This window comes from Actinoplanes sp. NPDC049118, assembly GCF_040648555.1.
In the GTDB taxonomy this organism is placed as follows: domain Bacteria; phylum Actinomycetota; class Actinomycetes; order Mycobacteriales; family Micromonosporaceae; genus Actinoplanes.
In genome coordinates this window covers 41,190-62,599 of record NZ_JBEZDY010000037.1, presented here as the reverse complement: position 1 = coordinate 62,599, position 21,410 = coordinate 41,190, and the positions used below count along the sequence as shown (strand labels likewise).

The window sequence follows — 21,410 nt, the reverse complement described above, 5'->3', positions numbered from 1 at the left end:
GACGTGCCGATCGGGTGTCCCGTGGGCGGTCGTCGCGGCAAGCCTGAGCGTCAGGAGCAGGCATTACAGACACTGCGCTGCTCAGCCGGGCGGCCCGGGTATTGACTGGCATCGCCGCGGAACTTAGCCTTCTTGCGATGAAACGTTTCATGACGAACTGGCGAGGATGCTCATGTCGGACTCCGTAGTGCATGATCTCCTGGCCCGCAGCAACCGCCTCGGCGCCGATCCCCGCAACACCAACTACGCCGGCGGCAACACCTCGGCGAAGGGTACGGAGATCGATCCCGTCACCCAGGCCCCCACCGAGTTGCTCTGGGTGAAGGGCTCCGGCGGTGACCTCGGCACGCTGCGGGAGTCCGGCCTGGCGGTGCTGCGACTTGACCGACTGCGGGCCCTCGTCGGCGTCTTCCCCGGCGTCGACCGCGAGGACGAGATGGTCGCCGCCTTCGACTACTGCCTGCACGGCCGCGGCGGCGCCGCACCCTCGATCGACACGGCCATGCACGGCCTGGTGGACGCGCCGCACGTCGACCACCTGCACCCGGACGCGGGCATCGCGCTGGCCACCGCCGCCGACGGCCCCGCCCTGACGAAGGAGATCTTCGGCGACCGGGTGCTCTGGGTGCCCTGGCGCCGGCCCGGCTTCCAGCTCGGCCTCGACATCGCCGCGGTGCGGCGGGCCAACCCGCAGGCCATCGGCGTCATCCTCGGCGGGCACGGCATCACCGCGTGGGGCGCGACAAGCGCCGGGTGCGAGGCGAACTCGCGCGAGATCATCGACACCGCCGCGGCCTGGATCGCCGCGCACGCCCGCGAGGCGCCGTTCGGCCCGCTCCTGCACGAGCCGCTCCCCGATTCCGTACGCCGGGAGCGCGCCGCCGCCCTCCTGCCGATAGCCCGGGGTCTCGCCTCGACGGACCGCGCCCAGGTCGGCCACTACACCGACAGCGAGGTCGTCCTCGACTTCGTCGGGCGCGAGCGGATGCCCGAGCTGGCGGCGCTCGGCACCTCCTGCCCCGACCACTTCCTGCGCACCAAGGTGAAGCCGCTGGTGCTGGACACCGCGCCCGATGCGCCGCAGGCGGAGGTCGAGGCCCGCCTGAAGGAGCTGCACGTGGCCTATCGCGAGGACTATCGCGCCTACTACGAGCGGCACGCCCGGCCGGACAGCCCGGCCATGCGCGGCGCCGACCCGGCGATCGTGCTCGTGCCCGGCGTCGGCATGTTCAGCTTCGGCGCCGACAAGCAGACCGCCCGGGTCGCCGGCGAGTTCTACGTCAACGCCATCAACGTCATGCGCGGCGCCGAGTCCGTCTCGGCCTACGCGCCGATCGACGAGGCGGAGAAGTTCCGGATCGAGTACTGGACGCTCGAGGAGGCCAAGCTGCGGCGGATGCCCCCGCCGAGGCCGCTGTCCGCCCGGGTCGCGTTCGTGACCGGCGGCGGCTCCGGCATCGGCAGGGCGATCGCGCTGCGGCTCGCCGCCGAGGGCGCCTGCGTCGTGGTCGCCGACCGGTCGTTCGAATCGGCCGCCGGGGTCGCCGCCGAGATCGGCGGCCCGGACGCGGCGCTGGCCGTCGAGGCCGACGTGACCTCGCAGGCCGCCGTCGCCGCCGCGTTGCGACAGGCCGTGCTCGCGTTCGGCGGAGTGGACCTGATCGTCAACAACGCCGGGCTCTCCGTCTCCAAGCCGCTGCTCGAGACCACCGAAGACGACTGGGACCTGCAGCACGACGTCATGGCGAAGGGCTCGTTCCTGGTCGCCAAGGCCGCGGCGGCGGTGATGATCGCGCAAGGCCTCGGCGGCGATATCGTCTACATCTCCAGCAAGAACTCGCTCTTCGCGGGCCCGAACAACGTCGCGTACGGCGCGGCCAAGGCCGACCAGGCGCACCAGGTCCGGCTGCTCGCCGCGGAGCTGGGCGGTCACGGCATCCGGGTCAACGGCATCAACCCCGACGGCGTGGTACGCGGCTCCGGCATCTTCGCCGGCGGCTGGGGGGCCCAGCGCGCCGCGGTGTACGGCGTACCCGAATCGGAGCTCGGCGCCTACTACGCACAGCGCACCCTGCTCAAGCGCGAGGTGCTGCCGGAGCACGTGGCGAACGCGGTGTTCGTGCTGACCGGCGGCGAGCTGTCGCACACGACGGGCCTGCACATCCCGGTGGACGCCGGGGTGGCGGCGGCGTTCCTGCGGTGAACACGTTCGCGGCGGTCGACCTCGGCGCGTCCAGCGGCCGCGTCATGGTCGGCCGCGTCGAGGCCGGCGCCGTGTCGCTCGCGGCGGTCAACCGCTTCGCCAACGAACCGGTCCGGGCCGGCGGGACGCTGCACTGGGACATCCTCGCCCTGTACCGCGGTGTCCTCGAGGGACTCCGGCTCGCCGGGCCGGTCGACGGCATCGGCATCGACTCGTGGGCGGTGGACTACGGGCTGCTCGACGCGACCGGCTCCCTGCTGGGCAACCCCGTGCACTACCGCGACGCCCGCACCGACGGCGTGCCGGAGCGGGTCGCCGCCCTTCTCGGCGAGGACAAGCTGTACGCGCTGACCGGCCTGCAGAAGCTGCCGTTCAACACGATCTATCAGCTTGTGGCGGCCGCGGGGACCCCGCAGCTGGAGGCGGCGCGGCGGCTGCTGCTGATTCCGGACCTGATCGCGTACTGGCTGACCGGCGAGGCGGGCGCCGAGTTCACCAACGCCTCCACGACGCAGCTGCTCGACCTGCGCACCGGCGGGTGGGCCGGCGAGCTGATGACCTCGCTCGGCATCCGGCCCGACCTGTTCCCGCCGCTGCGCGCGCCGGGGACGGTCATCGGCCCGGTGCTGCCGGAGCTCGGCATCGGCACGCCCGACGTCATCGCCGTCGGCTCGCACGACACGGCCTCGGCGGTGGTCGGCGTACCCGCAACCCGCCCGGAGTTCGCCTACATCTCCTGCGGCACGTGGTCGCTGGTCGGCGTCGAGCTGCCCGCGCCGGTGCTGACCGAGGCGTCCCGGCTGGCCAACTTCACCAACGAGGGTGGCGTCGACGGGACCGTGCGCTACCTTCGCAACGTCATGGGGCTCTGGCCCCTGCAGGAGTGCCTGCGGGAATGGGGCTCGCCGGACCTGCCGGCGCTGCTGCGCGCGGCCGCCGCGGTGCCCGCCTTCCGCGCCGTCGTCGACCTCGACGACCCGGTGTTCCTGGCGCCGGGGGACATGGTCGGCCGGCTCACCGCGGCGAGCGGCCGGGGCGCGTCCTCGCCGGCCGAGGTCGTGCGGTGCATCATGGACAGCCTGGCGCTCGCACACCGGCGTGCGGTGCGCCAGGCCCAGGAGCTCTCCGGCCGGCACGTCGACGTCGTGCACATCGTCGGCGGCGGCGCCCGCAACGAACTGCTCTGCCGGCTCACCGCCGACGCCTGCGGGCTGCCCGTACTGGCCGGCCCCGTCGAGGCCACCGCGCTGGGCAACGTGCTCGTCCAGGCGCGCGCGGCCGGGGTGATCGGCGGTGGTCTCCCGGCGCTGCGGGCCGTCCTGCGGGAGACTCAGCAGATCGTGCGCTACGAGCCGCGCGGCGACGCGGCGGCGTGGCGGTCGGCCGAGCGCAGGCTGGAGGCCTGACATGCGCATCGCCTTGTTCGTGACCTGCCTGGCGGACACGCTGTTCCCGGCCGCGGCCAAGGCGACCGTGCGGCTGCTGGAGCGCCTCGGCCACGAGGTGGACTTCCCGGCCGCCCAGACCTGCTGCGGGCAGATGCACATCAACACCGGCTACCGGCGGGACGCGCTGCCGCTGGTCCGGCGGCACGTGCGGACCTTCGCGCCGTACGAGGTGGTGGTCGCGCCCTCCGGATCGTGCGTCGGCTCGGTGCGGCACCAGCACGCGGTGGTGGCCCGGTCCGCGGGCGACGAGGGGCTGGCCGCCCGCGCCGAGGTCGTCGCCGCGCGGACGTACGAGCTGTCCGAGCTGCTCGTCGACGTGCTCGGCGTCGACGACGTCGGCGCGTACTACCCGCACCGGGTCACCTACCACCCGACCTGTCATTCGCTGCGGATGCTCCGGGTCGGCGACAAGCCGCTGCGACTGCTGCGCAACGTGCGCGGGCTGGAGCTGCTCGAGCTGCCCGCGGCCGAGCAGTGCTGCGGCTTCGGCGGCACGTTCGCGCTGAAGAACGCCGACACCTCGTCCGCGATGCTCGCCGACAAGCTGCGGCACGTGCTCGACACCGGCGCGGAGGTCTGCACGGCCGGCGACTCGTCCTGCCTGATGCACATCGGCGGCGGGCTGTCCCGGCTCGACGCCTCCGTCCGGACCGTGCACCTCGCGGAGATCCTCGCGGCTACGGAGGAGACATGACCTTCCTGGGTATGCCGACGACGGCGCCGCGCGGCGTCGGGCACCTGCGCGGCGAGGAGCCGTTCCCGGCGGCCGCCCGCAAGGCGCTCGGCAACGACCAGCTGCGCCGCAACCTCGGGCACGCCACCGACACGATCCGCGCGAAGTCCGGCGCGGTCGTCGCCGAGCTGCCCGACTGGCAGGAGCTGCGCGCGGCCGGCTCGGCCCTGAAGGCCGACACCATGGCCCGGCTCCCGGAGCTGCTGCTTCAGCTGGAGGAGAACGTCACCCGGGCCGGCGGAGTCGTGCACTGGGCCGCGGACGCCAACGAGGCCAACCGGATCGTCACCGAGCTGGTCCGGGCCACCGGCCACGACCGGGTCATCAAGGTCAAGTCGATGGCGACCCAGGAGATCGGGCTCAACGAGGCGCTCGAGGCGGCCGGGATCGAGCCGGTCGAGACGGACCTGGCCGAGCTGATCGTCCAGCTCGGACACGACCGGCCCAGCCACATCCTGGTTCCGGCGATCCACCGCAACCGCGCCGAGATCCGCGAGATCTTCCTGCGCGAAATGCCCGGCGTCGACCCGGCCCTGACCGACGAGCCGGTGGTCCTGGCCGGGGCCGCCCGGCGCTACCTGCGCGAGACATTCCTGCGCACGAAGGTCGCGGTGTCCGGCGCGAACTTCGCGATCGCCGAGACCGGAACCCTCGCCGTGCTGGAGTCCGAGGGCAACGGGCGGATGTGCCTGACCCTGCCCGAGACCCTGATCACCGTCATGGGCGTCGAGAAGCTCGTGCCGGCCTGGCAGGACCTCGAGGTCTTCCTGCAACTGCTGCCGCGGGCGTCGACCGGCGAGCGGATGAACCCGTACACGTCGATGTGGACCGGGGTCACGCCCGGCGACGGGCCGCAGAGCTTCCACCTCGTGCTGCTCGACAATGGGCGCAGCGCGGTGCTCGCCGACGAGGTCGGGCGGCCGGCGCTGCACTGCATCCGGTGCTCGGCCTGCCTGAACGTCTGCCCGGTCTACGAGCGGACCGGCGGGCACGCGTACGGGTCGGTGTATCCGGGCCCGATCGGGGCGGTGCTGTCGCCGCAGCTCACCGGGGTGGAGGACAACGCCTCCCTGCCGTACGCGTCGTCGCTCTGCGGTGCCTGCTTCGACGCCTGCCCGGTGAAGATCGACATCCCCTCGATCCTGGTGCATCTGCGCAACGAGGCACCGCATCCGCGTACCGAGCGGGCCCTGATGGGCGCCGCGGCGTACACGATGGACCATCCGAGGCTGTATCAGGCCGCGCAGCATGCCGCGAAGCTCGGCAGACTCGCCGGGCGGCGCCTGCCGCCGCCGTTCAACGGCTGGACCGCGAGCCGCGACCTGCCGCAACCGCCGCCGGAGACCTTCCGGGACTGGTGGGCGAAGCGATGAGCGGCCGGGACGTGATGCTAGACCGGATCCGCGCGGCGCTGGGCGGCGCCGCCGCGCCGGCCGCCGAGATCCCGCGCGGCTACCGGCGCGGCGACCGGCCGGTCGATCTCGACCTGTTCGTCCGCCGGCTCGAGGACTACAAGGCCGTCGTGCATCGCGGGGTCTCGATCGCGGAGACGGTGGCCGGCCTGGCGCCGGCTCCGCTGATCGTGCCGCCCGGCATCGACCCGGCCTGGCTGCCCGGCTCGGTCGAGGTGCTGACCGACGACGGCCTGAGCGCGGACACCCTCGCCGTCGCCGGCGGGGTCCTCACCGCCGCCGCCGTGGCCGTCGCCGAGACCGGCACGATCGTCCTGGACGGCTCGCCCGACCAGGGCCGCCGGATCATCTCCCTCCTGCCCGACCTGCACATCTGCGTCGTCCGCGCGGACCAGGTGGTGGCGTCGGTGCCGCAGGCGATCGCCCGGCTCGATCCGCGCCGGCCGCTCACCTGGATCAGCGGCCCGTCCGCGACCAGCGACATCGAACTCAACCGCGTCGAGGGCGTACACGGCCCGCGCCGCCTGCACGTCATCGTGACGGAGGGCTGACCGTGACGTGGGATGCTGAGGCGTGACCACCGTCGGCTTTCTGCATACGGCCGACGCACACGTGCCCACCTTCCGCGGTCTGGTCGCGGAGCTGGCGCCCGGCCTGCGTGATCTGCACGTGGTGGACGCGCGATTGCTGGCGGACGCCAGGGAGCGTGGAGTCGACTCCGCCGTCGCCGAGCGGCTGGGTGAGCGGCTGCGCTCGCTGGCCGACTCGGGTGCTGATCTCGTGGTGTGCACATGCTCGACCCTCGGCGGGCCTGCGGAGCGCATCCCGGTGGGGGTGCCGGTGCTGCGCCTCGACCGTCCGATGGCCGAGGAGGCCGTCGCGGTCGGCGGGCGCATCGCCGTGGTCGCCACGGTGGCGTCGACCCTCGCGCCCACCCGCGCGCTCCTGCTGGAGTGCGGGGCCGGCGCGGCCGAGATCGTGGACGCGCCCTGCCTGGACGCGTGGGCGCTCTTCGAGGCCGGCGACCTGGAGGGCTACGCGCGGCGGGTGGCGGTGCACTGCCGCGGGCTCACCGCGGACGTGATCGTCCTGGCCCAGGCCAGCATGGCTCCCGCGGCCGGCCTACTCGCCGACCTGGCGACCCCGGTCCTGACCAGCCCGCGATCGGCGGTCCTCAGGGCGGCGGCCCTCGCCACCGGCTGAGACCGCGATCGATTCGGCCCAGGTCACCGGGTGACCTGGGCCGACGTCGATCAGTAGCGGTAGTGGTCCGGCTTGTACGGGCCCTCGACCGGCACGCCGAGGTACTCGGCCTGCTTCTTGGTGAGCTCGGTCAGCCGCACGCCCAGGGCGTCCAGGTGCAGCCGGGCGACCTTCTCGTCCAGGTGCTTCGGCAGCACGAAGACCTGCTTCTCGTACTCGCCGGGCTTGGTCCAGAGTTCGATCTGGGCCATGACCTGGTTGGTGAACGAGTTCGACATCACGAAGCTGGGGTGGCCGGTGGCGTTGCCCAGGTTCATCAGGCGGCCCTCGGAGAGCACGATCACGGCATGCCCGTCCGGGAAGCGCCACTCGTGTACCTGCGGCTTGACCTCGACCTTCTCGATGCCGGGGACCTTGGCCAGGCCGGCCATGTCGATCTCGTCGTCGAAGTGACCGACGTTGCCGACGATCGCGTTGTGCTTCATCGCCGCCATGTGCTCCGGCGTGATGATGTCCTGGCCACCGGTGGTGGTGATGAAGATGTCGGCCTCGGAGACGACGTCCTCGATGCGGACGACCTGCATGCCGTCCATGGCCGCCTGCAGCGCGCAGATGGGGTCGATCTCGGTCACGACGACCCGGGCGCCCTGGCCGCGCAGCGTCTCGGCCGAGCCCTTGCCGACGTCGCCGTAGCCGCAGACCACGGCGAGCTTGCCGCCGAGCATGACGTCGGTGGCCCGGTTGAGGCCGTCGACCAGCGAGTGGCGGATGCCGTACTTGTTGTCGAACTTGCTCTTGGTGACCGCGTCGTTGACGTTGATCGCCGGGAAGAGCAGCTCACCCTCCTTGGCCAGCTTGTAGAGCCGGGCCACACCGGTGGTGGTCTCCTCGGTGACGCCGCGGGTGTCGGCGGCGATCCGCGTGAAGCGCTGCGGGTCCGACGCCAGGCTGCGGCGCAGGGTGTCGAGGATGATCGTGTATTCGTGGTGGTCGTCCGCGGTGGCCTGCGGGACCGCGCCGGCCTTCTCGAACTCGACGCCCTTGTGCACGAGCAGGGTGGCGTCACCGCCGTCGTCCAGGATCATGTTGGGGCCCTGGCCGTCGGCGAAGTTGAACAGCTGCTCCGTGCACCACCAGTACTCCTCCAGCGTCTCGCCCTTCCAGGCGAAGACCGGGGTGCCGGTGGGGGCGTCGACGGTGCCCTCGGGGCCGACGACGATCGCGGCGGCGGCCTCGTCCTGGGTCGAGAAGATGTTGCAGGAGACCCAGCGGACGTCCGCGCCGAGCGCGACAAGCGTCTCGATGAGCACGGCGGTCTGGATGGTCATGTGCAGCGAGCCGGCGATGCGGGCGCCTCGCAGCGGGAACTGGCCCGCGTACTCGGTGCGCAGCGACATCAGGCCCGGCATCTCGTGCTCGGCCAGGCGCATCTGGTGCCGGCCGAACGCGGCCAGGGACAGGTCGGCGACGGCGAAGTCGACGCCGTTGATCTGCTGAAGTCGATCGGACATGAAGAAGGGCACCCCCTCTTGAGGAGGCGCCCTTTCGTCTTTGGCCCGCGGTCGAGCGTGGCGGACCGGGGTCCGTCGCAGCGCCTCTCGACCGGGTCCCGCCATCATAACGTCGTCGCCTCAAGATCGCCTCTCCTCGGCGGCCGACCGGGACGATGGTGAGCTGTGGCACATCGGTACATCGAAAATCGCCGGGCCGAAGCTGTCCGGAACCCGATCGCCCGTTCGTCACGGTGTTGAGATCACGAAGCAAGGGAGCGCCGAGATGAAGTACCTGATGTTCGTCTGCACCGACACCGAGCCGGAGACCGACGAGTCCCAGCTGCCCGACATCGACGTGTGGGTGGCGGAGAACGACGCGGCGGGGCGCCGGCTGCAGGGCAACGTCCTCGCGTCGCCGGCCGCGGCCACCACGGTCCGGGTCCGCGGCGGCGAACTGCTCCTCTCCGACGGCCCGTTCGCCGAGACCAAGGAGGTGATCGTGGGCTACGACATCCTCGAGTGCGCAGACCTGGACGAGGCGATCGAGGTCGCCCGCGCCCACCCGATGGCCTGGAGCGGCCGCGTCGAGCTGCGCCCGTTCGCGTGACGCGATGAGTGCCGGGCAGGCGGTCGCCGAGGCGGGTGCCGAGTCGCGCCCGCGGATCGTCGCCGCGTTGATCCGGATCACCGGCGACTGGACCCTGGCCGAGGACTGCGCGCAGGAGGCGCTGACGCTCGCCCTCGAACGCTGGCCGCGAGACGGAGTGCCGGCGAATCCGGGCGGGTGGCTGATGACGGTCGCGCGCAACCGCGCGATCGACGTGCTGCGGCGCGCGACCGTCGAACGCCGCAAGCTCGAGGAGCTGGCGATGCTCTCGTCCGCGCCCGGGCCGGTTGCCGAGGAGGGCGTCGTGGACGACCGGTTGCGGCTGATCTTCACCTGCTGCCATCCCGCGCTGCCGCTCGAGGCGCGGGTCGCGCTGACGCTGCGGACCATCGCGGGAGTGCCGACCGGCGACATCGCGCGCGCCTTCCTCGTCACCGAGTCCACCATGGCGCGGCGGCTGACCCGGGCGAAGACGAGGATCGCCGACGCGGGGATCCCGTACCGGGTGCCGGTCGGTTCCGCCCTGGCCGAGCGGCTTCCGGGCGTGCTGGCGGTGCTGTATCTGCTGTTCACCCGGGGGTACGACGCGGACGGCGATGCCGCCTTCGCGGACGAGGCGATCCGGCTGGCCCGGCTGCTCGACCGGCTGATGCCCGGCGAGCCGGAGATCCGGGCGCTGCTGGCGCTGTTCCTGCTGCAGCACTCGCGGCGTGCCGCGCGGCGCGACGACGCGGGCGAACTGCGCACGCTCGACCAGCAGGACCGGTCCCGCTGGGATCGGGCGGCCATCGCCGAGGCGCTGGCGCTGCTGCCGTCGACGGGCGGCCAGTACGCGCTGCAGGCCCGCATCGCCGCCTGCCACGTCCGCACGCCGGCCGACTGGCCGGCGATCGCCGCGCTCTACGACGAACTGGCGCGGCTCCTGCCCTCGCCGGTGGTCGCGCTGAATCGGGCGGTGGCGCACGGGTACGCGTTCGGCCCGGACACCGGGCTGTCGCTGCTCGCGGCGGCCCGTGCCGGTGGCGCCCTCGACGGGTACCCGTACGCGATGGCCGCCGAGGCCGACCTGACCGCACGCGCGGGTTTCGCCGGCCGTGCCGTTGCCCTCTTCGAACAGGCGGCCGCGGCGGCACACTCCGAGCCGGAGCGGCGGGCCCTGCTCGCCCGCGCCGACGAACTGAACGGACGGGCATAGGGACCGCCGGAATCCCCGGGTCGGCCGAAAGTCTGATCCGAAAGCGCGGAAGTCCCGCTCGGAGCCGATGTGCCCGGGGTGCCCCGACCGCGAAGCTTGCCTCGGAGCAGGAGACCGAGTCGCGGAGGGAACCCATGACGATCGACGACGAGAATCGACCGGCCCGGCAACGGATCACGCTGACCGACATCAGCTCCCGGGCCTGGGAACACCCCGCCGACCGTGGCGCGCTGACCGCCCTGCGCGAACTGCGCGGCTTCGACGACGTGGTGAAGGCGTTCTTCGGCATGTGGAACGAGCGCGGTTTCCGGCTCTCGTACCTGGCGGGCTCGATCCGCGTCGACCACCGCCAGTACCCGCGCGTACACCAGCGCTTCGTCGAGGCCGCGACGACGCTCGACGTGGCCGGGCTGCCCGAGCTGTACGTCTCGCAGTCCCCGATGATCCACGGCCAGGCGATCGGCATGGACAAGCCGTTCATCGTCATCACCACCGGCGCGGTCGAGAAGCTCGACGACGACGAGCTGCGCGCGCTGCTCGGCCACGAGATCGGCCACGTGCGCAGCGGCCACGCGGTCTACAAGACGATCATGGTGATCCTGACCAGGTGGGCGGCGAACGTCAGCTGGCTCCCGATCGGCGCGATCGCGCTGCGGGCGATCATCGCGGCGATGTACGAGTGGTGGCGCAAGGCCGAGCTGTCGGCGGACCGCGCGGGCCTGCTCGCCGGCCAGGACCCGTCCGCCTCGATCCGCCTGCTGATGAAGCTCGCGGGCGGTGGCGACCTGTCGCAGATCGACACCACGGCCTTCCTGGAGCAGGCGGCCGAGTACCAGGGCGGCGGGGATCTCCGCGACAGCATCCACAAGATCGGCATGACGGCGTGGAGCAGCCACCCGGTGCCGGTCGCCCGCGCGGCGGAGCTGCGCCGCTGGATCGACTCGGGCGAGTACGGCCGCATCCTCGGCGGCGACTTCCCGCGCCGCGACTCCGACGGCAACGCGTCGGTCACGGGCGACGTGAAGGCGGCTGCGGGCCACTACCGGGAGGTCTTCGAGAACTCCCCGGACCCGCTGGTGACGCTGGTCCGCCGGTTCGGCGGCGGCGCGGCCGACCTGGGCGGATGGGCCGGCGCGCAGACCGGGAAGGCGTGGGCCTGGGCGAGCACGGCCGCCGAGGCGGCCGGCCGGGCGGCCCGCCGGGAGAGCCGGCCCGCCGACCGTCCGGCCGACGGCCCGGACGACGCGGGCAACGGCACGGCCAACGGCTCGGCCGGGGAGAATCCGCCGGCCTGATCGAACGTCGCCCGCGCTCCGGCCCCCATGGAGCGCGGGCGACCCCATTCCGGGGCCGGGTCCACGGCTCCGCGCGGCGCGCGTTTTAAAATCGCGGGGTGCAGACTCGTGCCGGAACTCCGCGACCCATCACCCGCTACGGCAATCCCGTGCTGCATCGGCGGTGCGCCGAGGTGACCGTCTTCGACGACGATCTGCAGCAGCTCGTCGCCGACATGTTCGCCTCGATGGCCGCCGCCGAGGGCGTCGGGCTCGCCGCGAACCAGATCGGCGTCGACGCCCGGGTGTTCGTCGTCGACTGCCCCGACGCGACCGAGGTCAACATCGTGGCCCACGTCGTCAATCCCGTACTGCACCTGCCGGAGGGCCGCGCCCTCGAGGTCGACAGCGAGGGCTGCCTGTCGGTGCCCGGCGTCCGCGCCGACGTCGGACGGCCCGGTGTCGCGCACGTGACCGGGGTCGACATGCACGGCGAGCCCGTCCGCATCGACGGCACCGGGCTGCTCGCGCGCTGCCTGCAGCACGAGACCGACCACCTCGACGGGCTGCTATACGTCGACCGGCTGCCCGCCAAGCAGCGCAAGAAGATGCTCGCCGAGAGCGCGCAGGCCCCCGGAGTCGGCGTTCCGGCCGAATAGCGGCGTGTGCGATGAGCGTCAATGTCCTTTTCAGTAGCGCCGGGGCGCCCCGCCCTCGGCCGACCGGGTCATCCCGGCCGTCGTGACGGCGGCTCGGGCCACCGGACACGCGACATCCGGCTGCTGACCGGCGAGGGTGGCATCGGAGTTTCGGCTCGGACGCGATGATCGACGCTACGGATGGACAACAACCGCCGTGGTCGATACTCTTTCCTACGACGCCGTTGCGAGTTCTTCCCCCGTGGAATTCGCAGCGGCGTTCTTATTCCCGCGGCCGGCTCAGCCGACCGAGATGGGGATGCTGGTGTAGCCGCGGATGGCCAGGCTGTCGCGCCGGCCGGGATCGCCGGCCAGGGCCAGCCGGGGGAAACGGGCCAGCAGCGCCGGGATCGCGAGCTGGGCCTCCAGCCGGGCCAGCGGCGCTCCCAGGCAGAAGTGGATGCCGCCGCCGAACGACAGGGGCGCGTTGTCCGGACGGGCGAGGTCGAGCCGGTCCGGGTCGGCGAAACGCTCCGGGTCGCGGTTGCCCGCACCCAGGTACGCCACGATCCGCTCGCCGCCCGACACCGGTACGCCCGCGATCTCGACGTCGTCCCACGCCACCCGGGTGAGCAGCTGCACCGGGGTGTCGAAGCGCAGCAACTCCTCGACCGCGCTGGTTGCCAGGCCGGGCTGCAGGCGCAGCGACTCCAGCTGGTCCGGGTTGCGCAGGAGCGCGACGAGGCCGTTGCCGAGCAGGTTCGTGGTCGTCTCAAAGCCGGCCGCGAACAGCAGGGCGGCCATGGTGACCAGTTCGTCCTCGGTGAGCTTCTCGCCGTCCTCCTCGGCGGCGACCAGCGCACTGATCAGGTCGTCGCCGGGGTTGCGGCGGCGCTCGGCCGTCAGGCCGGCCAGGTATTCGCGGATGGTCGCGGCCGCCGGGTCCGCGGTCTCGAGAACCTCCGGCGTGATCACCTCCAGCACCTGGGTCCAGTCCCGAACCAGGGTCTGGAACTGGGCCCGGTCCGGCTCGGGGATGCCGAGCAGCTCGCCGATGACGCTGACCGGCAGCGGAAAGCCCAGCGCCTGGACGAAGTCGACCTCGCCGCTCATCTGCTCCAGCAGGTCCTCGACCATCTGGGCGATCCGCGGCCGCAGCGCCTGCACGCGCCGGGCGGTGAAGGAGGAGCTGACCAGGCGGCGCAGCCGGGTGTGGTCCGGCGGGTTGCTGAGCAGGACGCTCGTGAACAGCTGGTGCAGCGCGGGGTGGTCGGCCCAGTCAGGACGGACGAACTCCATCATGTGCGACGGCAGGTGCCCGAGCTTCGGGTGCCGGGTGGTGGCGACGCAGTCGGCGTGGCGGGTCAGCACGAGCGCGCCGTCCCCGGCGCGTACGACCGGCGAGATCTCGCGGAGTCGCCGATAGAGCGGGTACGGATCCTCGCGGCCCGGCAGTCGGGTCAGCTCATCGAGCAGCGTCGTTGCCTCAAGACTCTCCACAATGTCCGTCACATTGAAGAGGATACCGGCGCCTTGAGCGGTGAGGGTGATTAGTTTACGCTCGGACCGGGTGTCATCAATCTGAGTTTACGGTCGTTCGGCGGTGCCCTCACATCGGGGGATGTGCAGCTTCGGCTGCTCATGGGCATCGGTGCGGCGGCCGGTTTTCGTCAGTATGATCCGCATGTCCCATCTTTGCTCGGCGACGAGGGGAGTGCGTGTGCCCGGCGGGTTCTCCATCGCCGAGAAGCTGGACCGGCTTTTCAAGCAGGTCCGATCCCCGGGCCAGGGCGAGGTCAGCTACATGGCCGTCGCCGAGGCGATCCGGGCCCAGCAGGGGATCCCGATCTCGCACACCTACATCTGGCAGCTCCGCACCGGCCGTCGAGACAACCCGACGGTCCAGCACCTGACCGGCCTGGCCACGTTCTTCGGCGTAGGGGTCTCGTACTTTCTGGACGATGCCGAGGCGGACAAGGTGGACGGTCAGCTGGCGCTGCTCGGCACGCTGCGGGACGCCGGGGTCACGGAGATCGCGCTGCGTGCGGCGGACGTCTCGCCGAGCAGCCGCGACACGATCTGCGAGCTCGTGCGCAAGGTCTGGGAACTGGAACGCGAGCGCGGGCGGAACGGCGGCTGAGCGGTCAGTCGGCCACCGTCGCGTCCCGCCGGCGGGCGAACAGGGCCGGTTCCCTGCGGCGGAAGGCCGCCGCGACCGCGCCAAGCCAGGCGACCTCGTCGGTGATCTCGCCGCCAACCTCCGCCCAGCGGTCGCCGTCGACGACCGGCTGCAGGCCGGAGCCGTGCCTGCGCAGGGAGAACGCGATGCCGCAGGCCTCGACGAGCGCCGGGCGGTCGCCGACGAAGGCCCGCGCGTCCGCGATGGTGCCGGCCGGCAGGTAGCCGCGCAGCGTCAGCATGCCGTCCCGGATCTCGATCACCCGGCGGTAGAGCCGCAGTTGGACGTCGTCGACCCCGGCCAGCTCGACCAGGGCCCGACGGCGCGAGAAGAGGATCACGTCCGGGAACGTCTTTCGCATCACCCGCCACAGTGGACGAAGCGCCCAGAGTGCGCGATAGGACCCGATGATCGAGGCCAGCTTTCCGCCGGCCGGCACGGCCGCGCCGATGACGGCCAGGATCGTGCCGACGGCGCGCAGACCGTTGGCGACCGGCTCTATTGCGCCGAACGACATCGCCGGGCTGAAGCCCTGCGCCACGATCAGCCCGGTCTTCAGGGCCGCGTACAGGGCGACCAGGAGCGTGCCGGTCGCGATCGCGCGCAGCCCGTGGCGGAGCGGGCCGGACGTCGCGGAGCGGCTGATCCCCCAGAACAGCACCGTCGCGACGCCGAGGACCGTGCCCAGATAGCCGTTCAGCACCACCCAGTACGCCGTCGCGGCCGGCTCCGCCGCCGTGCTCGTCAGCTCGGCACCCCGGGTCCTGATGCCGCCGGGCGTCGCGTTCATCAGAACGATGAGCAGCGCCATCACCGTGCCGGCCAGGAGTAGCTGGCAGCGGGCCGCGCGCGGCCGGGCGGCGGCGAAGTCGGTGATCAGCGAGATGAAGCGGAGCAGGAAGTACGCCGTTGCCACGCCGATCAGGTGCGGAAGGGTCTGCGGCTGCCGGACCAGGTCGCCGAGCAGCGCGTTGACGCCGGGCGTCGCCGCGGTCTTGGCCAGCGCCAGCGTGGCCAGCGTCGCCCACAGGGCCCGCTGCTGTGCGTCACGCCACAGCGTCGGCACGCGGGCCAGGACCGTGCCCCACAGCAGGACGAGGACGGTGGCGGTGAGCGTGCCGTTCAAGACCGGAGCTTCAGCACGTCGGAGACCCGGCCCAGGGTGCCGCCGGGCCGGTCGTCGCCGACGGGCTCCGGTCCGGACCGGGCTCGGATCAGCGACGCGAGCATCTCGGCCTCGCGCTCCTGCGTGGTGGTGAAGCTGACCCGCCCCAGGATGGTCTCGACCGTCCTCGGGTCCAGGTCGGGCACGAGCCGGGCGAGGGTGCCGCCGCCGACGTCGATGCCCGTGGTGTGGTCGCTGAGCATGTGGCCGAGCTCGTGCAGGACGATGTGCTCGGCGTGCAGCCGGGACGTCTCGGGGTCGTAGAAGACGTAGTCGGCGGCCGGAACCGAGATCCACAAGCCGCAGGGCGCGCCGGCGCCGAGTCCGGGCATGGGCTGGAGGATCAGCCGGCGGCCGCGGTGTGCGGCGACCACCGCGCAGAAGGTGTCCAGATCGAACGGTCGCGGGATCGTGATGTTCTGAAGTCGGCGTTCGCAGCGCCTGCGCATCCGGTTCACCCAGTTCCCCCGATCTAGGTCCGGTCGCCAAGGCTACTCGCTGTATCGACAACAATCGGCGGCGCTACCGAACTCGGCACACCGCGGCACGGGGGTCAAGTTGCGATCGTGTCGATAGTAGACAGTCGATGCCATCGCCGGGGCCGCTCAGCGCTGATACACGTCCGGAATTCCGTCGTGGTCCGAGTCCACCGACTCCTCGGCGACGAGCTCCCGGTAGTGCTGGTTGCGCACCCGCAGCACGATCGCCGCGAGGAGGGCGGCCAGCACGGAGCCCAGCAGGACGCCGATCTTCGCGTTCCCGTCGCGGACGGTTCCGTACCCGAACGCGAGCTCGCCGATCAGCAGCGAGACCGTGAAGCCGATGCCGCCGAGCAGGGCGACGCCGAAGACGTCCCACCAGCTCAGGCCCGGATCCAGCCGGGCCCGGGTGAAGCGCTGCACGAGCCAGGTCGCGCCGGTGACGCCGACCGTCTTGCCGACGACCAGGCCGGCGATCACGCCGATGGTGACCGAGTCGCGCAGGCTGGCGCCGAGTCCGCCGGCCGCGGCGACCGAGACGCCGGCGGCGAAGAACGCGAAGACGGGCACGGCGAAGCCCGCCGACAGCGGCCGGAAGCGGTGCTCGAAGTGTTCCGCGAGCCCGAACCTGCGGACCGGCACCGTGAAGGCGAGCAGGACGCCGGCAACGGTCGCGTGCACGCCGGACTCGTGCACCAGCACCCAGGTCGCCGCCGCCAGCGGCAGCAGCAGCCACCACCTGCGGACTCCGCGCTGTACGAGCAACCCGAACAGCGCCAGCGGGATCAGCGCGAGCAGCAGCGGCAGCGCGTGCAGCGACGACGTGTAGAAGATCGCGATGATTATGATGGCCAGCAGGTCGTCGACCACGGCGAGGGTCAGCAGGAACGTGCGCAGGGCCGCGGGCAGGTGCGTGCCGATGACGGCGAGGACCGCCAGGGCGAAGGCGATGTCCGTCGCGGTCGGCGTGGCCCATCCGGCCAGCGCGCCGCTGTTCAGATTGATCAGGACGTAGATCACGGCGGGGACGATCATCCCGCCGGCGGCAGCCACCACCGGCAGGGCCGCCCGGCGCGGGTCGCGCAGGTCCCCGGCGACGAACTCCCGCTTGAGCTCCAGCCCGGCGACGAAGAAGAAGATCGCCAGCAGGCCGTCGGCCGACCACTCGGAGAGGGTGAGTCCGCCGAGGTGGAGAGTGCTGAGGCTGCGGTAGGCGGCGCTCCACGGCGAGTTCGCCCAGCCGATGCCGATCAGCGCGGCCACGAGGAGCAGCATCCCGCCGGTGGTCTCGGTGCGCAGCAGGTCGCCGATGCGACGGGTCTCGGACCAGGTACCACGCCCGAAGAGGAACATTTTCGGCCTCCGGATCAGACTTCTCGCCGTACCTGACCTGATCCGACCCTATCGGCTCGCGGGAGTCACGCGGCGAGTTTGATCCGCACCCGCCGGTTCTGCCAGCCCTTGCTCTCGACCTTGACCACCTGGACGCGGCCGACCTGTGCGGTCGAGGCCACGTGGGTGCCGCCGTCGGCCTGCACGTCCAGGCCGACGATGTCCACCACCCGGATCTCGGGGTTGTCCAGCGGCGGCAGCGCGTCCTGGGTGCGTACCAGGTCGGGGATCGCGAGCGCCTCCGCGCGCGACAGCACCCGCGCGACGATCCTGCGGTCGGCCGCGACCTCCGCGTTCAGGGCGTCCTCGAGGGCCTGCTTGAAGCCCGGCGGCACCTCCGGCAGGTTGAAGTCCATCCGCGCCTCGCCCGCACGCCGGAATTGCCCAGATACAACACCGGTATCCGGGCAATTCCGGCGCACACCCAGACGACACCTGGACTCCGCCTCGCCTCGACCCCCCTTACGAAACAGGCGCTTGGGCCTGCCCGGCGGTGGCGGGATCCGCGTACTGCGACGGCGGTATGCGACGTCACGTTCTTACCGCCCCGGGACGACGTCCGGCGGCCCGCTCCGCGCGTAACGTGATCGTCATGGAGATGGGCGGCCTGCGCGAGACGAGGGCAGGGCTGGCGATACACCGCCATCCGCTGCTCTGCGACGTCGCGCTGGGCCTGTTCCTGGCGGCCTCCGCGATCGCCGGACTGCGCATCGGAGCGCACGGCGAGCAGCCGCGCGCGCCCGGCGTCGCCGACGCCGTCGCGATAACCGTCGCCTTCCTGGCGGTGTCCGCCCGGCGCGTGCGGACCCGGCCGGCCCTGATCGTCGTGGCGCTCACCTGGGTGGCGCTCGTCGCCCTCGACCACGAGCGGCAGCCGGTCCTGATCGTCGCCGCGGTCGTGCTCCTGTTCACCTTCGCGAGCCGCAACGACCGGCGGACGGTCTGGGCCACGTCCTGCTGCATCGGCGTCGCGCTGTACCTGGCGGGGGTCGCCTGGGGCGGCGGCGAGTGGTGGGCGCCGGAGAACCTCGGCGCGCTCGCCTGGGTCGGCATGGCCACCGCGGTCGGCGACGCCGCCCGCAGCCGGCGGGCGTACGTGGCGGAGGTCGAGGAGCGCGCCCGGCGCGCCGAGCAGAGCCGCGACGAGGAGGCCCGCCGCCGCGTGGTCGAGGAACGGGTGCGTATCGCCCGCGAGCTGCACGACGTCGTCGCACACCACATCGCCGTCATCAAGGTGCAGGCCACCGGCGCGAAGCACATCCTGGCGCACCGCCCGGAGCAGGTCGCACCGGCGCTGGACCACATCAGCCGCTCGTCGGACGCGGTGCTCAAGGAGATCGCGTCCGTGGTCGGGCTGCTGCGCGGCTCCGACGACCTGGACGGCGCCGGTGCCCCGGCCACCGAGCCGACCCGCGGGCTGGCGCGCCTCGGCGGGCTGCTCGACGATCTCGCCGCCGCGGGCCTGCTGGTGGATCACCGTCCGCTCGGCGAGTCCCGGGAGCTGCCGGTGCTTGTCGACCTCGCGGCCTACCGGATCGCACAGGAGGCGCTGACCAACGCGCAGAAGTACGGCGACGGCACCGCCCGGCTCACGGTGTCCTACGCGTCGGACGGCGTGACGCTGGAGATCACCAACCCGGTGCGGCCCGGTGTCACGCGGGCCGGTTCCGGTTACGGCATCGTCGGCATGCGCGAGCGCGCCGCGTCCACCGGCGGCGCGCTGACCGCGTGCCGGGGCGACGACGGCCGGTTCGCGGTCCGCGCCGAGCTGCCGGCCGCCGACCTCGAGCGGGTCGTTTCATGACCATCCGCGTCCTGCTCGCCGACGACCAGCCGCTGATCCGGGCGGGCTTCCGGATGTTCGTCGAGCCCGACTCCGGTGTCGAGGTCGTCGGCGAGGCGGGCACCGGCCGCGAGGCCGTCGAGCTGGCCCGCTCCGAGCGCGCGGACGTCGTGCTCATGGACCTGCGGATGCCGGAGATGGACGGCATCGAGGCCACCCGCCGCATCGCCGAGTCCGAGGACCTGGCGGGCGTCCGGGTGCTGGTGCTGACGACCTTCGAGAACGACGACAACGTGGTGCTGGCGCTGCGCGCCGGCGCCAGCGGCTTCCTGGGCAAGCACGTCGACCCCGCCGAACTGCTGCGCGCGATCCGTGTCGTGGCCGCGGGGGAGTCGTTGCTCTCTCCGGCCGCCACCCGCGGTCTGGTCAGCCGTTTCCTGAGCCAGCCGGTGCCGAGCGCGCTGCCGGCGGCGCTGGAGCTGGGCGCCCTGACGGAACGGGAACGCGAGGTGCTGGCGCTGGTGGCGTACGGGCTGTCGAACGACGAGATCGCCGAGCGGCTGTACCTGTCGCCGTTGACGGTGAAGACGCACATCAACCGTGCGATGACCAAGCTCGGGGTACGGGACCGGGCGCAGCTGGTCGTCATCGCGTACCAGAGCGGTCTGGTCCGGCCCGGGGCGCAGCAGCCGTGAGCGTGCCGATCGCCGCGGTCCTGCTCTGCGTCGCGTCGGCCGCGGGTTACGCGGGCGGGGCGGTCCTGCAGGAGCGGCTCGCACAGCGGCCGATCGGCGTGCTGCTGCGGATGCCGTTGTGGTGGCTCGCGATCGCGCTGAACTGCGCCGGCGCGGCCCTGCACGTGGTCGCGCTGCGATTCGGCCCGCTCTCCCTGGTCCAGCCGTTCGGCGTGCTCACCCTGGTGATGGCCGTCCCGGTGGCCGCGGTGATCGCCCGGCGTGCGGTCACCCGCGTCGAGGGGCGCGGCATCGTCCTGACGGTGGCCGGCCTGATCGGCATCCTGCTGGTGGCCGGCACGACGAACGGCATCGCGGCGCTGAGCAGCGCGCAGCTGCTCGGCCTGCTGATGGCGGCCGCCGTGGTGCTGACGACCCTGGGTGGCTGGGGCGCGGTGCCGGGCGCCTCGGGTCTCTGGCTGGCGGCCGCCGCGGGCGTCTCGTTCGGAGTCTCGTCGGCGCTGACCCAGACGGTGACGGTGCACCTCACCGGCGACGGCCTCTCCGCGCTGCTCAATCCCACAGTCGCCGTCGCGGGCCTGGCGATCGCGGTGTTGGCGTCGGCCGGGACGCTGTTCACCCAGCGGTCGTACCGTGGCGGCCTCGGCGCCCCGCTTGCGGTCAGCACGCTGGCGAACCCGGTCGCGGCCGCGACGATCGGCATGGTGCTGCTGGGCGAGCGGATCACCGGCGGCGGGGTGGGTGCCCTGATCGCGGTGGTCAGCGCGGGTGCCGCGGCGGTGGGCGTGAGCCTGCTGACCCGCGCCCAGGCCAGGCCGAGGATGCCGGCGAGCAGCACGGCACAGCACTGCCCGAGCTGAGGCCGGTCCGGCCGCAGGGCGCGTCAGCCGTCGTGCGGCAGGCCGTACGCGAAGAAGGAGACGCGCCGGGCCCCGGCCGGCCGGTCCGCCGGATCGGGGCGGCGGTAGCCCGCCAGCACGGCCCTGATCTGCGCGCTCACGGCGGCGAGTTCGGCGGCCGTCAGATGCCCGACGTCGCCGAGGTGGATCCGCTCCTCCGCGTGCGCGGCCGGTGGCGGCGCCTCCGCCGCGCCGGCCCGGTCCCGGTGCGGCCCGTGCTGCACACGCCAGGGCCGTTCCCGGCCGGTGCGGGCCTCGACCGCCTCCTCGACCAGGCCGAACCGGGCCAGCTGCGACAGGTGGTAGCTCACCGAGGCCGTCGACTCGCCGGTCTGGCCGGCGAGCGCGCTCACGCTGGCCGGTCCGGTCTCCGAGAGCAGGGCGAAGATGCGCAGCCGGATCGGGTGGGCGAGGGCCCGCATCACCCCGGCGTCGCCGAGACGTGCCGGTTCAGTGGAGGAAGCCATGCACCGATGGTGCGGGGGCCGGCCCCCCAAGATCTCCTGGCCAAGAAAAATTTGCAATATTTCTGCACCCTCGCGGTCAGCCGTTCGCTACTCGGGCCGAACAGGGAGTGGACGCGCCGAATCGGGTGAAGGGGTGGAACATTGG

Annotated in this window: 21 protein-coding genes and 1 riboswitch; of the genes, 14 read left to right on the top strand and 7 right to left on the bottom strand. The window is 72.4% G+C overall.

The annotated features are described in order from the left end of the window. The first annotated feature begins 172 nt into the window (after positions 1-172). From AB0B58_RS38205 to AB0B58_RS38180, 6 genes are read left to right on the top strand one after another with little or no spacing between them, the layout of a single operon-like run. A complete protein-coding gene (locus AB0B58_RS38205; protein ID WP_360234724.1) occupies positions 173-2,203 on the top strand; it encodes a bifunctional aldolase/short-chain dehydrogenase in 2,031 nt (676 codons plus the stop codon). Further along, positions 2,200-3,609 (top strand): rhamnulokinase family protein, encoded by a 1,410-nt coding sequence (locus AB0B58_RS38200; RefSeq protein WP_360234721.1) that lies wholly within the window; start codon positions 2,200-2,202, stop codon positions 3,607-3,609. Before AB0B58_RS38205 ends, AB0B58_RS38200 begins: the two co-directional genes overlap by 4 nt. A 1-nt stretch (position 3,610) precedes the next feature. Next, positions 3,611-4,345 carry a (Fe-S)-binding protein gene (locus AB0B58_RS38195; RefSeq protein WP_360234718.1) on the top strand — a complete coding sequence of 245 codons (735 nt, stop codon included), beginning with the start codon at positions 3,611-3,613 and terminating at the stop codon, positions 4,343-4,345. After that, positions 4,342-5,757: a lactate utilization protein B gene (locus tag AB0B58_RS38190; protein WP_360234715.1), complete on the top strand. Its 1,416-nt coding sequence runs from the start codon at positions 4,342-4,344 to the stop codon at positions 5,755-5,757. The genes AB0B58_RS38195 and AB0B58_RS38190 overlap by 4 nt, the downstream gene beginning before the upstream one ends. Further along, positions 5,754-6,347 carry an LUD domain-containing protein gene (locus AB0B58_RS38185; protein WP_360234712.1) on the top strand — a complete coding sequence of 198 codons (594 nt, stop codon included), beginning with the start codon at positions 5,754-5,756 and terminating at the stop codon, positions 6,345-6,347. Before AB0B58_RS38190 ends, AB0B58_RS38185 begins: the two co-directional genes overlap by 4 nt. 22 nt (positions 6,348-6,369) lie before the next feature. Further along, positions 6,370-6,999 (top strand): aspartate/glutamate racemase family protein, encoded by a 630-nt coding sequence (locus AB0B58_RS38180; RefSeq protein WP_360234709.1) that lies wholly within the window; start codon positions 6,370-6,372, stop codon positions 6,997-6,999. A gap of 50 nt (positions 7,000-7,049) precedes the next feature. On the opposite strand, the gene ahcY is transcribed toward AB0B58_RS38180, so the two are convergent. Further along, positions 7,050-8,510 carry an adenosylhomocysteinase gene (gene ahcY, locus AB0B58_RS38175; protein WP_360234706.1) on the bottom strand — a complete coding sequence of 487 codons (1,461 nt, stop codon included), beginning with the start codon at positions 8,508-8,510 and terminating at the stop codon, positions 7,050-7,052. Positions 8,511-8,527: 17 nt separating this feature from the next. Continuing rightward, positions 8,528-8,605, bottom strand: a riboswitch (S-adenosyl-L-homocysteine riboswitch). A 182-nt stretch (positions 8,606-8,787) separates the two neighbouring features. On the opposite strand from ahcY, the gene AB0B58_RS38170 reads away from it, so the two are divergent. From AB0B58_RS38170 to def, 4 genes are all read left to right on the top strand, one after another. Next, on the top strand, positions 8,788-9,099 hold the full coding sequence (locus AB0B58_RS38170) for a YciI family protein (protein WP_360234781.1): 312 nt from the start codon (positions 8,788-8,790) through the stop codon (positions 9,097-9,099). Between the two features lie 4 nt (positions 9,100-9,103). Continuing rightward, positions 9,104-10,294 (top strand): sigma-70 family RNA polymerase sigma factor, encoded by a 1,191-nt coding sequence (locus AB0B58_RS38165; RefSeq protein WP_360234703.1) that lies wholly within the window; start codon positions 9,104-9,106, stop codon positions 10,292-10,294. Positions 10,295-10,428: 134 nt separating this feature from the next. Next, positions 10,429-11,589 (top strand): M48 family metallopeptidase, encoded by a 1,161-nt coding sequence (locus AB0B58_RS38160; RefSeq protein ID WP_360234700.1) that lies wholly within the window; start codon positions 10,429-10,431, stop codon positions 11,587-11,589. 98 nt (positions 11,590-11,687) lie between these two features. Then, entirely contained in the window at positions 11,688-12,227 is a 540-nt protein-coding gene (gene def / locus AB0B58_RS38155) for a peptide deformylase (RefSeq protein WP_360234697.1), read from the top strand. A gap of 279 nt (positions 12,228-12,506) precedes the next feature. Here def and AB0B58_RS38150 read toward each other — a convergent pair whose 3' ends face one another. Beyond that, positions 12,507-13,718: a cytochrome P450 gene (locus AB0B58_RS38150; protein ID WP_360234694.1), complete on the bottom strand. Its 1,212-nt coding sequence runs from the start codon at positions 13,716-13,718 to the stop codon at positions 12,507-12,509. A 208-nt stretch (positions 13,719-13,926) separates the two neighbouring features. On the opposite strand from AB0B58_RS38150, the gene AB0B58_RS38145 reads away from it, so the two are divergent. Continuing rightward, positions 13,927-14,346 (top strand): helix-turn-helix domain-containing protein, encoded by a 420-nt coding sequence (locus AB0B58_RS38145; protein WP_360234691.1) that lies wholly within the window; start codon positions 13,927-13,929, stop codon positions 14,344-14,346. Positions 14,347-14,350: 4 nt separating this feature from the next. On the opposite strand, the gene AB0B58_RS38140 is transcribed toward AB0B58_RS38145, so the two are convergent. The 4 genes from AB0B58_RS38140 to AB0B58_RS38125 form a co-directional block, all read right to left on the bottom strand. Next, the gene (locus AB0B58_RS38140) at positions 14,351-15,511 is read right to left on the bottom strand and encodes an MAB_1171c family putative transporter (protein ID WP_360234688.1); all 1,161 of its coding nucleotides are present in this window, start codon (positions 15,509-15,511) and stop codon (positions 14,351-14,353) included. Next, the gene (locus AB0B58_RS38135) at positions 15,508-15,999 is read right to left on the bottom strand and encodes a hypothetical protein (RefSeq protein ID WP_360234685.1); all 492 of its coding nucleotides are present in this window, start codon (positions 15,997-15,999) and stop codon (positions 15,508-15,510) included. The genes AB0B58_RS38140 and AB0B58_RS38135 overlap by 4 nt, the downstream gene beginning before the upstream one ends. 156 nt (positions 16,000-16,155) lie before the next feature. Then, on the bottom strand, positions 16,156-17,382 hold the full coding sequence (nhaA, locus tag AB0B58_RS38130) for a Na+/H+ antiporter NhaA (protein ID WP_360234682.1): 1,227 nt from the start codon (positions 17,380-17,382) through the stop codon (positions 16,156-16,158). A gap of 65 nt (positions 17,383-17,447) precedes the next feature. Continuing rightward, positions 17,448-17,777 (bottom strand): hypothetical protein, encoded by a 330-nt coding sequence (locus tag AB0B58_RS38125; RefSeq protein WP_360234679.1) that lies wholly within the window; start codon positions 17,775-17,777, stop codon positions 17,448-17,450. A 236-nt stretch (positions 17,778-18,013) separates the two neighbouring features. On the opposite strand from AB0B58_RS38125, the gene AB0B58_RS38120 reads away from it, so the two are divergent. The 3 genes from AB0B58_RS38120 to AB0B58_RS38110 are packed head-to-tail and all read left to right on the top strand — an operon-like array spanning position 18,014 to position 20,759. Continuing rightward, positions 18,014-19,225, top strand: a complete 1,212-nt coding sequence (locus tag AB0B58_RS38120) for a histidine kinase (protein WP_360234676.1) — start codon at positions 18,014-18,016, stop codon at positions 19,223-19,225. Then, positions 19,222-19,899, top strand: a complete 678-nt coding sequence (locus AB0B58_RS38115) for a response regulator transcription factor (RefSeq protein WP_360234673.1) — start codon at positions 19,222-19,224, stop codon at positions 19,897-19,899. Before AB0B58_RS38120 ends, AB0B58_RS38115 begins: the two co-directional genes overlap by 4 nt. Further along, the gene (locus AB0B58_RS38110; protein ID WP_360234670.1) at positions 19,896-20,759 is read left to right on the top strand and encodes a DMT family transporter; all 864 of its coding nucleotides are present in this window, start codon (positions 19,896-19,898) and stop codon (positions 20,757-20,759) included. Before AB0B58_RS38115 ends, AB0B58_RS38110 begins: the two co-directional genes overlap by 4 nt. A 23-nt stretch (positions 20,760-20,782) precedes the next feature. Here AB0B58_RS38110 and AB0B58_RS38105 read toward each other — a convergent pair whose 3' ends face one another. Continuing rightward, the gene (locus AB0B58_RS38105; RefSeq protein WP_360234667.1) at positions 20,783-21,265 is read right to left on the bottom strand and encodes a helix-turn-helix domain-containing protein; all 483 of its coding nucleotides are present in this window, start codon (positions 21,263-21,265) and stop codon (positions 20,783-20,785) included. Between the last annotated feature and the right edge of the window lie 145 nt (positions 21,266-21,410).